Annotated in this window: 14 protein-coding genes and 1 pseudogene; 7 read left to right on the top strand and 8 right to left on the bottom strand. The window is 67.6% G+C overall.

Going from position 1 to position 13,050, the window contains the following annotated elements:
• The 4 genes and pseudogenes from V1633_RS30705 to V1633_RS30690 form a co-directional block, all read right to left on the bottom strand.
• Nucleotides 1-744 (bottom strand): PTS sugar transporter subunit IIC, encoded by a 744-nt coding sequence (locus tag V1633_RS30705; protein WP_331217800.1) that lies wholly within the window; start codon nt 742-744, stop codon nt 1-3.
• Entirely contained in the window at nt 741-1,157 is a 417-nt protein-coding gene (locus V1633_RS30700) for a PTS sugar transporter subunit IIA (RefSeq protein WP_331217799.1), read from the bottom strand. Before V1633_RS30700 ends, V1633_RS30705 begins: the two co-directional genes overlap by 4 nt.
• A 562-nt stretch (nt 1,158-1,719) precedes the next feature.
• Nucleotides 1,720-1,926 (bottom strand): annotated as a pseudogene (locus tag V1633_RS30695) (cytochrome P450); the annotation flags it as partial.
• A gap of 229 nt (nt 1,927-2,155) precedes the next feature.
• Entirely contained in the window at nt 2,156-2,962 is an 807-nt protein-coding gene (locus tag V1633_RS30690; RefSeq protein ID WP_331217798.1) for an SAM-dependent methyltransferase, read from the bottom strand.
• A gap of 453 nt (nt 2,963-3,415) precedes the next feature.
• Here V1633_RS30690 and V1633_RS30685 point away from each other — a divergent pair, with 453 nt between their 5' ends.
• Nucleotides 3,416-5,455: a hypothetical protein gene (locus V1633_RS30685; RefSeq protein WP_331217797.1), complete on the top strand. Its 2,040-nt coding sequence runs from the start codon at nt 3,416-3,418 to the stop codon at nt 5,453-5,455.
• A 253-nt stretch (nt 5,456-5,708) separates the two neighbouring features.
• Here V1633_RS30685 and V1633_RS30680 read toward each other — a convergent pair whose 3' ends face one another.
• Nucleotides 5,709-6,695 carry a GlxA family transcriptional regulator gene (locus V1633_RS30680; RefSeq protein WP_331217796.1) on the bottom strand — a complete coding sequence of 329 codons (987 nt, stop codon included), beginning with the start codon at nt 6,693-6,695 and terminating at the stop codon, nt 5,709-5,711.
• Between the two features lie 52 nt (nt 6,696-6,747).
• On the opposite strand from V1633_RS30680, the gene V1633_RS30675 reads away from it, so the two are divergent.
• The 4 genes from V1633_RS30675 to V1633_RS30660 all read left to right on the top strand — a co-directional run bounded on the left by V1633_RS30675 (nt 6,748) and on the right by V1633_RS30660 (nt 9,431).
• Entirely contained in the window at nt 6,748-7,122 is a 375-nt protein-coding gene (locus V1633_RS30675; protein WP_331217795.1) for a cupin domain-containing protein, read from the top strand.
• 105 nt (nt 7,123-7,227) lie between these two features.
• Nucleotides 7,228-7,374 (top strand): hypothetical protein, encoded by a 147-nt coding sequence (locus V1633_RS30670; RefSeq protein ID WP_331217794.1) that lies wholly within the window; start codon nt 7,228-7,230, stop codon nt 7,372-7,374.
• 320 nt (nt 7,375-7,694) lie between these two features.
• Complete coding sequence (locus V1633_RS30665; protein ID WP_331217793.1) at nt 7,695-8,411, top strand: hypothetical protein; 717 nt, start codon at nt 7,695-7,697, stop codon at nt 8,409-8,411.
• A 225-nt stretch (nt 8,412-8,636) separates the two neighbouring features.
• Entirely contained in the window at nt 8,637-9,431 is a 795-nt protein-coding gene (locus V1633_RS30660) for a MarR family winged helix-turn-helix transcriptional regulator (RefSeq protein WP_331217792.1), read from the top strand.
• Between the two features lie 170 nt (nt 9,432-9,601).
• Here V1633_RS30660 and V1633_RS30655 read toward each other — a convergent pair whose 3' ends face one another.
• On the bottom strand, nt 9,602-10,018 hold the full coding sequence (locus V1633_RS30655; protein ID WP_331217791.1) for a hypothetical protein: 417 nt from the start codon (nt 10,016-10,018) through the stop codon (nt 9,602-9,604).
• Nucleotides 10,019-10,272: 254 nt separating this feature from the next.
• Here V1633_RS30655 and V1633_RS30650 point away from each other — a divergent pair, with 254 nt between their 5' ends.
• The gene (locus V1633_RS30650; RefSeq protein ID WP_331217790.1) at nt 10,273-10,689 is read left to right on the top strand and encodes a hypothetical protein; all 417 of its coding nucleotides are present in this window, start codon (nt 10,273-10,275) and stop codon (nt 10,687-10,689) included.
• Here V1633_RS30650 and V1633_RS30645 read toward each other — a convergent pair.
• Complete coding sequence (locus tag V1633_RS30645; RefSeq protein WP_331217789.1) at nt 10,660-10,806, bottom strand: hypothetical protein; 147 nt, start codon at nt 10,804-10,806, stop codon at nt 10,660-10,662. The genes V1633_RS30650 and V1633_RS30645 overlap by 30 nt on opposite strands.
• Nucleotides 10,807-10,884: 78 nt before the next feature.
• On the opposite strand from V1633_RS30645, the gene V1633_RS30640 reads away from it, so the two are divergent.
• Nucleotides 10,885-11,604, top strand: coding sequence for a VOC family protein (locus V1633_RS30640; protein WP_331217788.1), 720 nt, complete (start codon nt 10,885-10,887; stop codon nt 11,602-11,604).
• Nucleotides 11,605-11,706: 102 nt separating this feature from the next.
• On the opposite strand, the gene V1633_RS30635 is transcribed toward V1633_RS30640, so the two are convergent.
• Nucleotides 11,707-12,597, bottom strand: a complete 891-nt coding sequence (locus V1633_RS30635; protein WP_331217787.1) for a DUF1963 domain-containing protein — start codon at nt 12,595-12,597, stop codon at nt 11,707-11,709.
• Nucleotides 12,598-13,050 lie beyond the last annotated feature (453 nt).

The following is a 13,050-nucleotide window of genomic DNA, read 5'->3' as shown; positions in this document are numbered from 1 at the left end:
TCAGGACGTCTGTGGGGTCGACGGGGTGCGCGGCTGGATCACGAGTAGCAGGGCCAGCGCGAGCAGGGCCACGCCGATCACGGTGAAGTCGGTGTACGCGGCCAGGGCGAAACCGACCAGGAAGATCGGGAACAGTTTCTTGGTGTAGAGCACCGAGAGCAGGATGCCGAAGCCGACCGCGGGGAGGAGCGCCGCCGCCGCGTTGAGTCCCTTGCCGGTGTCGCCACCCAGCGCGTGGCTGATCGAGCTGATCGCGCCGGAGCCGAAGTACAGGGCGATGAACGTCGGTATCGCGTAGGCGAGGAAATGAATGGCGTTGCCAACCCAGACGGTCGTCATGATGCGGCGTGCCGATCCCTTCTCCGCAGCCGCATCCGCGTGGTGGACCAGGAACGAGCAGCTGCCCTTGGCGAACAACTCGAAGAGGGTGCCCACCACGGCGGCGGGTACCGCGGCCACCAGCGCGCCCTGGACACCCTGACCGCTCACGATGGCGAATTGGGTGCCGACGGCGGTGGCGATCGCGACGTTCGGCGGCACGGTTCCGCCAATCGCCGCGGCACCGATGAAGATCAGTTCCAGCGTGCCGCCGACGACGATGCCGCTGTGCAGGTCGCCGAGGATCAAGCCGATGATCGGGCCGAGGATGATGGGGCGCTCCAGCTGCGGATCGCCGCCGATGCGCCGGGCGAGATAGGCGAGGCCGACAACGAGGGCCACTAACAGTGCCTGAAGCAGGCTCATGGGAGAACTCCCTGATCACGGAGGGTTTGGCCGAGGTCCCGTACGCCGTCCTGACCGGCTCGTACGGCGACAGCGGCCAACTGTGAAGCGGGTTGCGCCGGGTCGGCGAGAAGCACCTCGACGAGCATCGGCAGGTTGACGCCGGTGACGACCTCGGCGCGCCCGGCTGCGGCGATAGTGGCCGCAACCCGGGCGGGGGTGCCGCCGGCCAGGTCAGTGAGGATCAGCGGAACGGGCTCGTCGGCAGCCTCCGACCGCAGTGCAGCTTCGATGGCTTCGGTGAGGTCGTCGGGGCCCATGCCAGGCGTGAAGGCGACCGGTACCGCATCACCTGCATCGCCAACGATCATTCGAGCGGTGTCAACGAGCGCGGTGGCGAGGCCACCATGGCAGCTGACCAGCAGCAACGTCATGCAGTCTGCATACAGGATACTTTATAAGAGACGCTTCATGATTTAGAGCACATAATTGGTATAATCCAATGTCTCGAAGGCACGCTCACCGATGGCTGGGGTGAGGCTCTTGCTGACCTGGGGTCGTGGCTCGCGGGTTCGGGTGGGACGCCGTCGGAGGCGAGGCGCCGCGGTGCGCACGGCGTCCTGCGGTGCGGTCATGGACGCTACGTAACGAGGCCCGATACGGTACGTGAGGACCGGGCCTGCCGGCGGGGCACCGCTACCTCATGCCTCAACGCGAGGACCTCGACCAGCAACGCCCTATCGCCGCGGATCAGCGGTCCCGGACCGTCGAACAGGCGGATCATCCCCAGGTACAGCAGCCGCACGACCATACGGCAGATCCCCAGCCCGAACCCAGATTGCCCAGCTCACAGGACGTGCGACCGGTTCTGGCACGGTTCTCCGGAGGCTGGCGGACTGCCCCGTCCGTCGCCTCTGCCTCTGCCTCGCGGCCGGCGGCGCGACACTGCCGGTGGAGGTCCGCCATCGTCAGCAGGTGCCCGAGGCGCGTCGGTTCGAGGTTCTGGCCAAGGCACTGGTGCGGCCCGAAGCCGAACGCGATGTGGTGGCGGGCGCCGCGTCTGATGTCGAAGGTGTGGCCGTCGGTGAACGCGGTGGGGTCGCGGTTCGCGGCGTTGCCGAGCGTGATGACGCCCTCGCCGGCCCGGATCAGTGCGCCGCCGATCACGAAGCCCAGCTCACAGCAGGCGCGAGGTGTTGACACCGTACCGGCACACCCTCGAGTAGAGCGTCAACTTGTACGGGCAGTGCGGCGCCGGGTCGTTCAACACCAACGTCGAGGAGTCCGGGAAACCGGCGAGGACGAGCACAGCGCTTCGGTGAGTCCGGGCAGCACCGGAGCGGACTGCTCGCTGGGCATCTGGGAAACAGCGGTCACCCCGTGCCCGCAAATAGTCTGCCCTCGTGGCGTGACCGGCGTCGAAAAGCTCAGCTCAGCCGATGCGGCCGACACCGCCGAACAGGTAGACCTCCGGCTCGTCGGACTCCGGGTCGGGGCGCCAGCGCGAGCACGTGACGACGCCGGGCTCCAGCAGGTCCAACCCGTCGAAGAAGCGTTCGAGCTCCGTCTTCGTCCTGGCGCGGATCGGCGTGCCGCCGCGCTCGGTGGTTTCCCGCATCACACGCAGCATCGGCTCGCCGTGGATCTCCGCGGTGGAGTGGGTGAGCACCAGGTAGCTACCGGTGGGCATCGCCTGCACCAGCTGCGCGACGGAGCCGTGCGCCTCGTCGTCGTCCATGAGGTGGTTGACGACGCCGAGGAGCATGAGCCCGATCGGCTGCGAGAAGTCGAGCGTCTGCCGCGCGGACGCGAGTATCGTGTCCGGCTGCCGCAGATCGGCTTCGACGTAGTCGCAGATGCCTCCCGGCGCGCTGGTCAGGAGTGCACGGGCATGCACCATGACGAGCGGGTCGTTGTCGATGTAGACCACCCGGCAGCGCGGGTCGAGAGACTGCGCGACCTGGTGGGTGTTGTCCGCCGAGGGAAGGCCGGTGCCGACGTCGAGGAACTGACGGATGCCGGCATTCTCGACGAGAAACCTGACCACCCGCTTGAGGAACGCGCGCTCGGACTTGGCCCCGATGGGGATGTCCGGGATGTGTTTGATCACCTCATCGCCGGCGGCCCGGTCGACCGCGAAGTGATCCTTGCCGCCGAGCCAATAGTTCCAGATCCGCGCCGAGTGCGGGACCGTGGTGTCCAGTTTGGAGCTTGGGGGGGACTCCTGGTCCTCGGTCATGGGGGCATTCTTCCGCACCAAAGGTGCGGTGATGCAACTGGGGCGACGGTCCGACGGCACGGCGGCTCCAATTGGGTGCCCAGGTACGCCACCTGCCTGAAACCCACCAGGGCATCGATCGACACCGAACGGTCCGGGACGCTACTGGTCCAGCCCACGGCGATGATCGATGCGTCCCCACCCGGATGGCGGGAGCCTCCGTAACCGGCGTGCCGGCCTCCGTGGCCGACCACCAGTAGTCGGGCCAGCTCAGCCCACTCCGGAGCGCGGGAAACCACTGACGACGGCCCACGTTCAAACGGCTGATCCCTCCATCTGCTGGGTACACCTGGCGGGCTGGCGGCGGCAGAGCCGGTTGACGGAGGCAGCCCTCGGCGACGCTACCGCCGCTGGGCAGCTCCGGCGGTGGCCGACTCACCGAAAATGTCGGTGCGTCCGTGCACAGTGCCGCACATGTTCAGCGGAATCCACGATGTCGACTGGGCCTCGATGCATCATGCCTACGGTTCAGCCGAAGACGTCCCGGCGCTTCTGGAAGCACTGCGCTCTCCGGATGCCAAGGAACGGAGCCTGGCACTCAGCGACTTTTACGGCAAGGTTCACCACCAAGGCGACGTCTACCCGAGTACCACGGCAAGCCTGCCGTTCCTGCTCGAGCTCGCCCGTGACCCGGCCACACCAGACCGTGACACGATCGTCGGACTGCTGGTCAGCATCAGCGAAATAGCGGTCGAGCGATGCGAGGTCGACTACGTCGACGCGGACTTCGCCGGCGCTGCGGCGTTCCTACGGGCACACGCAGAGGCGATCGTTGACCTTGCCGGGGATGCCACCTGCCGGGTGCGCCAAGCTGCCATTCCCGGCCTCGGCTTGCTCCTCGACGACGCCAGCCGGGCCTTCGAACTGCTCAAAGACCGGTCGGCGGCGGAATTCTGCCTGCTTGAGCGCCTCCTGGTGACGCAGACAACGGTGACGTTGGCCCAACGGCTGCCGGTGATCATGCCGGCCGCGAGAGCGTGGCTCGCCGGCCTGGCTGCGGACCCGACCGGCGAACCCGAGTTCCGGCTCGCCGCGATGGTCCACCAGGCCCGGTGTGCGCCGGATGCGATCAGCGACGCTCTTGTACCAGCCGTAATACGGCTGCTACGCGAGATCGCCGACACCGCACCGCCAGAGCAGCCGTGGCCAGAACCGCCGCCAGTCGCGCCACCAGCCGCAGACGTGCCGCCGTTCGTCGCCGCCGCGTTCGAGGATCTGGACCGCGTCAACCAGCGGCACAGTCTGACCACAGAACTGTTGCAAGCGCTGCACACACTGCTGAACGCACGGGTCTCGCAGCGCACCGACCTACTGGTCGAGCAACTAACCAGTCCAAACGCCGGCGTCCGCCTGGACGCGATCCGTATGGCAGACGATCTTGTCGGTACCTGGCGTGGGGACCACAGTGCCCTGATCCGGCTGATCGCCGCTCAACTCGGCGGAGGCAACCTGGAAGTCGCTGCCGAAGCGGCAACGCTGCTGGCGAAGCATCACCCACTCGCAGAGCCAGCCCGCGAAACCATGGCCGCCCTACTCACCGACCATGGCCCGGACGGGTGGGCCACAACGCGACGGCATCTGCGCCGAGTGCACCAGAAGACGGCCATGGCTTTGGCTCAGCTCGGGGACGTACGGGCACTCCCCAGCCTGCTGATGGCGTTGGACAGCGACGTTGACGCGTGGCTCGCCGTTCAGGTGGCCGGAGCGCTACCGCAGGCCGCGGAACAGTTGGTACCGCGCCTGCGTGATCGGCTGAGCAACGTTGACCTGTCCAAGGAGTGGCCGTCCAACCCAAGTGGCATCCTGTCCGCTCTTGCCAAGCTCGGCGACCTCAGCGCACTGCCGACGATCACCGAGACACTCACCGCCGCCGCCGAGCGGCGAAACTGGGACGTGGTGAAAGCCGCTCTGACAGCCCTGCGGGCGTTCGGTCCGGCAGCCGCACCCGCGCTCGCCGCGATTAGGCCAATGGTCGCCGTCGACGATACGTGGACCAGGTCAGAGGCTGTCAGCACCCTCTGGGCAGTCGGCGGTGACCGCGACGAGGTCCTGCCGCTCGCTCTTGCGCTACTCGACACCTTCGCGCTCCGGGACGCGGCCGAGGTACTCGGCCAGATCGGTCCGCCTGCCGCAGCCGCGCTTCCCCGCCTGCGCGAACTGGTGGTGGACAACTACGGGTGGAACCGCGTGTACGCCGCCGCAGCGATCTGGGACATCGGCGGCGAGCCGGAAGCCCCAGCCGTGCTGAGTACCCTGCTTCAAGCCTGGGAGGAGAACTCGGCGACGGGCAATCATGTCGCGGCCTGCCTGAAGCGGATGGGCTCGGCCTCGGCACCGGCACTGCCGCACATCCGCGCGGAGCTTGCCCGCCCCAGGCGGGGTGGCCGCTTCGGAAGTGTCGACAACGACGAGGCGATGCTGCGGGATCTCGCCAAGGTACTGCTCATCGACTGACGCTGACGGCCAGCAAGATTCAGCCGCGGCTGAGTGAAGGCATTTGCCCTAACAGCAGGAATGGGAGCCCTTTTGATCGACGAATGTCGTCTCGTCTGGCGTGGGATGGCCGATAGCCCTCGCGACTACCCTATCCATGGCTGACTTCGCGCGTAGCCTCGCCCACCCATTGGACTCGGTCACAGCGGCGGGCGGTTCGGGTCGCGGCAAACAACCTGATCGCGCTGCTGCGGCCTCGTCCGCCCCGCCGGGATCACTTGACCCGGTCCGGTTGACGATCGGAGCCGCGGCCGAAGCGGCGGCGGTACTCGGTCGGGGTCAAGCCTGTCTCGCGACGCAGGAGCGTGCGTAGGTTCGCCGCTGTGCCGAGGCCGCTGCGGCGAGCGACCACCTCCAGCCGGGACTCGCCGCGTTCGAGCAGGCGGCAGGCGAGGGTGACCCGCTCGCCGGTCAGCCAGGCCAGCGGCGTCGTGCCCAGCTCGGCCCGGAACCGCCGGTGCAGCGTCGCGGGGCTCACCGCAACGTGGCCGGCCAGGTCCGCGACCGTCAGTGGGCGGTCGAGGTGCTCCCGGACCCAGGCCAGCAGCGGCGCCAGCGAGTCGTCCGGCATGTCCGGGATCGGGCGCTCGACGAACTGTCGCTGGCCACCGTCGCGGTGACCGAAGACGAGCCGGCGACTGACGGCGTTGGCCATCTCGGCGCCGTGGTCGCGCCGTACCACATGCGGGCCAAGATCGAGGGCCGCGGCGCTCCCCGCGGCCGTGAGGATGTCGCCGTCGTCGACGAAAAGAACATCGGTCTGCAGGTGTACGCGAGCGAAGCGCGACCGGAAGTGAGCGGCCCACTGCCAGTGGGTGGTGGCCCGTCTCCCGTTGAGCACTCCGGCCTCGGCCAGCGTGAACGCCCCGCTGCAGAAGCCGATCAGCCGGGCGCCCCGGGCGTGGGCCCGGCGGATCGCGTCCAGGACGGCTTGGTGCCGCGGGACCTCGACGTCGGGGCGGTTCGGGACGATGACCGTGTCTGCCTCGTCGACCGCGTCGAGCGGGGCGATACCGGTCAACTTGAAGAAGCCGTCACGCATCCGGGTGGTGCGGGTGGCGGAGCAGAGGCGGAAGTCGTACCGGTCGCCGCCGACTTCGGGGCGGTGCAGCCCGAACACCTCGGTGGCGCAGCCGAGCTCGAAGGGGTTGGAGCCGGCGTCGACCAGGGCCACGACGCGGTGCAGGGATTCTTGCGTCATGTGCGATTCCTAGCACTCACGTCGTACTCGGGAGAGCCCCCACGATGGGGGTGTGACTGAACCGATCTCCCTGACTGCGGCGCTGGCGTCCTTCGCGGAGCTGTGGAGCCCGCGCATCGTGACCCGGGTGAACGACTACGACATCCGCGTCGCCAAGGTGCGCGGCGAGCACGTCTGGCACACGCATGACCACACCGACGAGTTCTTCCTGGTGCTCGACGGGCAGCTGACGATTTCTCTGCGTGACCGTACCGTGGTGCTGCGGCGGGGCGACGTCTGCACGGTGCCGCGTGGAACGGAGCACAAGCCGTCGTCGGAGGGCGGCGCGTCGATCCTCATGGTGGAGCCGACGGGGACGGTAACCGTGGGCGACCGGCACGGAAACGTGCCCGATCACGTCGACGCGACGACCGGGCACGCCCTGTAACTCGGGCAGGCCGGGGGCGATGCTTGCGAGGTACGGAGGCCGTCACCCGCGCAGCGACCCTGACTCCCCGCCCGCCCGACTTGCCAAGCCGGCGACTACTACGAGATGGAGGTGGACCGTGCGGTGGTCGAGCACGTCGTCGCACACCGGCCGCTCAGCGACGCCGTGGTACGGGCGCTGAACCCGCACGCCACTGTTGCCGACCTGCGAAGGGACGTCGTCGCGATCGGTTACCCGGTCACCGTGGTGTGACCAGCCTGGTACGCCAACGCGGCGTAGCGAGCGACTCGCGGCATAAGCGAGCACCTGATCAAGCGCGCGTTCACACGGTCCCTCGGTGCGAGCCTGGCGTGCTTGAGAGGTTGTTCGAGATCCGCTACTCGGGTCAGGTCTCAGGCGACTCTCTCGACCTCGGCACGTAGTTCGAGCGCGAGGACACAGGTCTCCTCGCAGTAGTCGGCGGAGTTGTTGGTGACGAGGAATCCAGGAACAGGTCAGGTTTGATGCTGTATCTACCGGCGACCATTCGATGTCGACCCGCTCTCACGCGACCAGCGCTGTCCCGATTGGCTGTGGGCCGGGTGCTGGGGCTGTCTGCTACGGTCGCCGCCATGGCTGCGGTATGGCGGATCGCGAACTATCACCGGGCCGAGGCGCCGGTGACTGAGCCGGTCACCAAGTTCGGCGGTCAGCCCGTCTGGCTTACCCGACCCGAGTGGCCGGTCAGCGAAGGCTGGGACACCCCGATGCGGTTTGTCTGCCAGATCGCATTGGAGCCCGAGCTCGCCGGAGCCGGTCCGGGGCGGCTGGCCTACGTGTTCGTCACCCACGGCGACCACGGCAGCGACGTGGAGGACTTCGACCCGGACGTCATCTTTCCCGACGGCGGCGAGAACGCCGTCATCATCCAGCCCGGCGGCGTCTTTGACGGGCCCACCAGCCCACTGACCAGCGGCCCAACCCTTTACGACAGCGATGGGTCGCCGGCGGAGTGCACTGTCGAGCTGGTCCGCGGTGAGGACCCTGAACACCTGCCGTTCGACGCCTACATGGCGCTGCCCCCACACGATCGGGACCGCTACTTCCAGACGCTGGATCAGGACAAGATCGGCGGGACGGCACTGCTGTTCAACGGGGACGACTGGCCCGAGGGCGGGCCGTGGCGGCCCCTACTGCGCCTGGAGGCGGATGGGAAGCCGTTCTACCTCAACCTCGGTGCCTCACCGGTGGCGTTCGCGTTCATCTCCACCGACGGCCGGCACGGGTGTTTCCTCGTCCAAGACTCGTAGTCAATTCTGCCCGTACGTCAGTCGCCAGCGGCGAGCAACGCGCCCTGCCGGCACACGCCTCGCGGCTACGAGAGTAGGCCTGATCGTGGCTGGATCGATGTCGACCGGAGGTGTCGTATTCGGGCAGAATTGTTCGTAGCCAGGGTGAGGGGCGGCCCGTAAGGGCGCTGTCGCGATCACGGGAGATGATGACGGATGCCGCACTCGCACGCCAAGGTTCGCCGCATGTTCGAGCTCGTCGAGCCGATCGCCACTGTCACCTTCTCCGAGGTGCCGAACCAGGCGTTCCTGGCCCTGGGTATGCGCGACTACTGGGACGGCTACTTCGCGGGCCGGGCCGCGCCGCTGGGGATGGCACCGGCTGAGGTGGTGCACGCGGTCTTCTACAACTTCGCTGACGGTGAGGTGGCGCGCCACATCCCGTGGGTATGGGGGAAGACCACCCCTCAGGAGGCGATCGCCGTGCGCGAGCGGAGCAGCGCCGCCGCGCTGCGGCAGATGATCGGGGAGCTCGCCGACTCGCCCGGTCTGGTGCGGGTCGCCGACCTCGCCACCCGGGCCTCGGTCAGCGCGCCGACCGAGGGCCGGGCGCTGTACGCCGGGCTCCGGGCGCTCGACGTGCCGGAGGAGCCGGTTGCCCGGCTTTGGCACGCGGCGACGCTGCTGCGGGAGCACCGCGGGGACGGCCACAACGCCGCCCTGCTCGCCCACGGCATCGGCGGCACCGAGGCCCACGTCCTGCTCGCTCTCTCCCTCGGCATGCGGGCTGAGGAGTTCGGCCGGACCCACCACCTGCCCAAGGCACAGCTGGCCGCCGTCGTCGACGGGCTGCGCGGTCGCGGCCTCGTGGACGCCGCCGGCGGGTTCACCGACGCCGGCCGGGAGACCAGGGAACGGATCGAGGCCCTCACCGACGAGCTGGCGGCGTCGGCGTACGAGGTGCTCACCGGGGACGAGCTCGACGAGCTGGTCGCAGGGCTCGAGCCGATCGCGACCGCGTTACAGGCCATCGACCACTGAGCGGGCTCAGGCCGTGGCCGCGACCCGCCAACGCGGCCACCGCGATCAGCCGGGCGTTTCGCGCGGTCACTCGAACGTGTTGGTCCGGTAGCGAGCGCACTGCGGCAGATGCATACTGCGACCCGCGATCGCGTTGCTGAGCCAGGCGGACGAAGTTTCTCAGCCAGACGTCACCAGTCCCGCCACTCATCCGTGATTTCGTGGCGGGTCATTCGATGGCGTCCGGCGAAGGCGTCCAGGTCTATCCCGGCGTTGTCCAACACACCCTCGATATACTCGCAGAGTCGATCCCGCTCGTCGGTTTCATACGCTGCTCCGTTGTACCGAGCGTTGACCACGTTAAGCGCCTTCACGGTCCGCTCGATCACCTCCAAGATCTCCGCGTCAGTCGCCGGCTCCCAGCGATGACTGACCAAGCTGGCGACGTTCGCCTCGAACCCCGTCAACACCTCGTCCGTCTGGGCCAGCATTTCTGCGGGGTAGAGTCTTGCCGCGCTCGCGTCATCCGGGTCGAGCGTGCCCGCCGCTGTCTCGGTGGCCTCAGCCGCCACGTACTCCCGCCACCCTGCCGTTGGCCGCGCCATCATGATCGGAAGGGTAACTGGTGGAACAATCGCGTACCCACACTCCATAAAGCCGCTTGTTGTAACCAGCCACCCTCCCGATGGAGGCGCACAAGGGCTTCCTACGGCGGGCAGGACCTGCCCGTGCACCACCCCGGCCGTGGAGGCCGTGCGGACAGTGACGGTTCGTCCTGGCAGTCACGCACGATCGGCGGCAGATCCGCGCGTTGGTACTTCGTTGCAAGCGTCGACTTGAGGTACGTCGATACCGTTGCGGCGTGGGCCAAGGCGACGACCCCCAGGGGGTGCGACTGCTGAATGCGGTCGTGGCGGCGTTCAGCAGTCTGGAGGAGTTCGGGTTCCAGATCGAGCAACTGCGGATCGGCGGCGGTCGAGGGACTCACATCCTCGCGCGAAGTGATGACGTGGCGATCATCGTTACCGCCGACTGGTACGACCGGGAGCTGTCCGTAGCGATCAAGGTTGCCGGTGCCGACTGGTTACCCATCGCTCGTCTGCTGCCGGAACTTTCCGCGGCCACGCGACCACTGCCCCGCAACGCCAAGCGCGGCGTCCTGCAAAAGCGTCTGGAGCAGATCTCTACCGGGCTTCGGCTCAACGCACCGGAGGTCCTGGCCGGCGGATCAGCCGCGCTCGCCCGCGTCCTACGGGCAGGCGCCGGAGGAGACCAGTAGCAGTTCGCTCGACTCGCCCGGGTAGCGGCAGATCCGGCGCCTGATCTTGGCGAGCCGTATGGCAGGCAGGAAGGCGCCACCGATGGCTCGGCTTGGCAGCGTTGCGTTCTGGGTCATCAGCCGATCGGATGCCCGAAGGCGATGATCGGCTATTTCCATGTGCGACGGACACCCTGGGACGCTTAGGAAGGAGGCATGACCAACGAGCGGACCGTTCCCCTGCTGCCGTGCGCATCCATTGACGACATCGAAGCCTTCTACGGAGTTCTCGGTTTCCGCACCACGTACAAGCAGCGCAAGCCCAACGCGTGTGTGGGCGTGCAGCGGGAAGACCTGCATCTGCAGTTCTTCGAGATCCCCGGGTTTGACCCGGAGCAATCCTATGGCTCCTGTCTCGTACTCACCGCGGACATCGAGGGACTACACCGGGCATTCGCAGCCGGCATGCGCGCCGCGTACGGCAAGGTACTGGTGTCGGGAACGCCGCGGATGACCCGGCCCAGGGCGCGGAAGAACGCCGGCGGGTTGGGTGGATTCAGCATCATCGATCCGGGCGGAAACTGGATCCGCGTCTTTCGGAACGCCGCCACCGCGCCCATGCCGGCCGCCACGCCTGCCGGGCGGCTGGCCAAGGCCCTAGCGAATGCTGTCGTGCAGGCCGATTCCAGGGGAAGCGCGGGACAGGCCGTTCGGATCCTCGACAGCGCGTTGGCCCGTCCGCAAGCCGACGACGACCCGGTCGAGCAGGTAGAGGTCCTCGTCTACCGCGCCGAACTCGCGATGGTGCTGCACGATCCAAAGACTGCGGCCGAGATGCTGGCCTGCGCCCAGTCCGTCACGCTCACGGAAGACGAATCCGAAAGGGCGGCCCCCGCGTTCGACAACGCCGCCGAACTCGCAGCAGCACTGCGGTGACTCGCCAACGCCTCCCTCACCTCGGCAGTGGCGGATGCCCAGCATCTGACGTCGGCACCGCTGGCAACGCAGATCGTGGCTGTATCCGGCGCCGCCGGTGTTCTATGGGATCAACTCAGCCACGGAAAGCGCCTCGTCCAGCCGACCAGCGGCCAGGTCGTCGTGACGGATCACGAAACCCCCGTCACTCCGGTAATAGAACTCGTTATCTACGGGAAAGCGGGCGAGCGACACCCACTCATTCGCCAGCCGGTGCGTTTCCTTCTCCACATGGGAATACCATTTTGCGACCGGGACGACGATCTCGCCGGTCTTCTCGCGCCACGCGAGGGTCTGCTCCGCGATACCCTTGATTACCTCCGCGTCGGCGTACCCGCCGATATAGGCGCTGGCGTAGCCGTTGTCAGGCGGCCAGAGATCGTTGGCCAGAGCACAGAGTTCGTCAAGGTGCGGCAAATCACGCTCGAGGTCACGGGCCAACTGCTGCTGAAAGGGCGACAGGTCGTCCTCGTCCTCGTCCTCGTCGTCGTCCTCGTCCGCCCCGAACCAATCGGGGAACTCCGCGCGCAGCGTGGCGCCGACGTCGTACTGCTTGTCGACGAACGCGTGGTCGGTGGATCCTGCCGCCATCTCGGTATCGGCGCCGGCCGGCACATACACGACTCGCCCGTACCTCCGCTCGCCGGTGGCAGCGGCCTGCTCGTGGTTCAGGAAGAACAGCAGCGAGCCGTCTGCCGGCAGGCCGAAGCCGTCGATTCTTGGCAGCGCCGCACAGTCGACCGAGAAGATGAACGGCAACGGACTGACCCCGTCCGACGGCCAGTCCATGCCCACCGGCAGCCGGGGCAACCCACCGAACTGCCCGACCGGAGCACCGTTGGATCCTCCGCTCAACCGGATCGACAAACGGAGGTGCTGGATGAAACGGCTGACCTCGTCGTCCGGGATGCCCAACGCGAGCGCCGCACGACGAAGCTGCTCCTGATGATCCATAGCGCAACATGGTGCCACGAGGGCGAGCCCGGCGACCGGGTGCCCCACGGCCCGCACGCGCTGTCGTCGGCATCGCTGCCGCCGTGATCAGGTGCGCACATCTCGGCAGATCCGTGCAGTTCCGGGCGGCAACGCCGACGACCCCAGCCGTCACGAACGGTTAGTTGAAGCAGGCAAGATCATCATTAAGTGGGCCAGTTGTGCGTGTCCTCGTGAAGCCCTGTTGGTCCGTCAAGCCAGCATGTCGAGTACCAATGAACAACGCCGCCGCGACCAGGATCAGCCGCATGGCGACACCTCATAGGCTCTTACGTGCACACTCGGCAGTGCGGATCCGTCACCGCGACGAGACAGGCAGTGTCCCGGCCTCGATCGAGGCGCACTTCGGACCGCTGGGCAGTTCGCGCCTGCCACTCGAACTATCCGCACCACACGGTCCAGACCCGCGCGCTG

Origin of the sequence: Plantactinospora sonchi (assembly GCF_036422035.1) — a bacterium.
Taxonomy (GTDB): Bacteria; Actinomycetota; Actinomycetes; order Mycobacteriales; family Micromonosporaceae; genus Plantactinospora; species Plantactinospora sonchi.
The sequence above is the reverse complement of the archived record's forward strand: the minus strand, read 5'-3'. Positions and strand labels throughout refer to the sequence as shown.

Excerpts from the sequence above, each read along its gene's own strand:
- V1633_RS30705 (WP_331217800.1), bottom strand. The coding sequence starts at position 744 with ATGAGCCTGCTTCAGGCACTGTTAGTGGCCCTCGTTGTCGGCCTCGCC.
- V1633_RS30700 (WP_331217799.1), bottom strand. The coding sequence starts at position 1,157 with ATGACGTTGCTGCTGGTCAGCTGCCATGGTGGCCTCGCCACCGCGCTC.
- V1633_RS30690 (WP_331217798.1), bottom strand. The coding sequence starts at position 2,962 with ATGACCGAGGACCAGGAGTCCCCCCCAAGCTCCAAACTGGACACCACG.
- V1633_RS30685 (WP_331217797.1), top strand. The coding sequence starts at position 3,416 with ATGTTCAGCGGAATCCACGATGTCGACTGGGCCTCGATGCATCATGCC.
- V1633_RS30680 (WP_331217796.1), bottom strand. The coding sequence starts at position 6,695 with ATGACGCAAGAATCCCTGCACCGCGTCGTGGCCCTGGTCGACGCCGGC.
- V1633_RS30670 (WP_331217794.1), top strand. The coding sequence starts at position 7,228 with ATGGAGGTGGACCGTGCGGTGGTCGAGCACGTCGTCGCACACCGGCCG.
- V1633_RS30660 (WP_331217792.1), top strand. The coding sequence starts at position 8,637 with ATGTTCGAGCTCGTCGAGCCGATCGCCACTGTCACCTTCTCCGAGGTG.
- V1633_RS30655 (WP_331217791.1), bottom strand. The coding sequence starts at position 10,018 with ATGATGGCGCGGCCAACGGCAGGGTGGCGGGAGTACGTGGCGGCTGAG.
- V1633_RS30645 (WP_331217789.1), bottom strand. The coding sequence starts at position 10,806 with ATGACCCAGAACGCAACGCTGCCAAGCCGAGCCATCGGTGGCGCCTTC.
- V1633_RS30640 (WP_331217788.1), top strand. The coding sequence starts at position 10,885 with ATGACCAACGAGCGGACCGTTCCCCTGCTGCCGTGCGCATCCATTGAC.
- V1633_RS30635 (WP_331217787.1), bottom strand. The coding sequence starts at position 12,597 with ATGGATCATCAGGAGCAGCTTCGTCGTGCGGCGCTCGCGTTGGGCATC.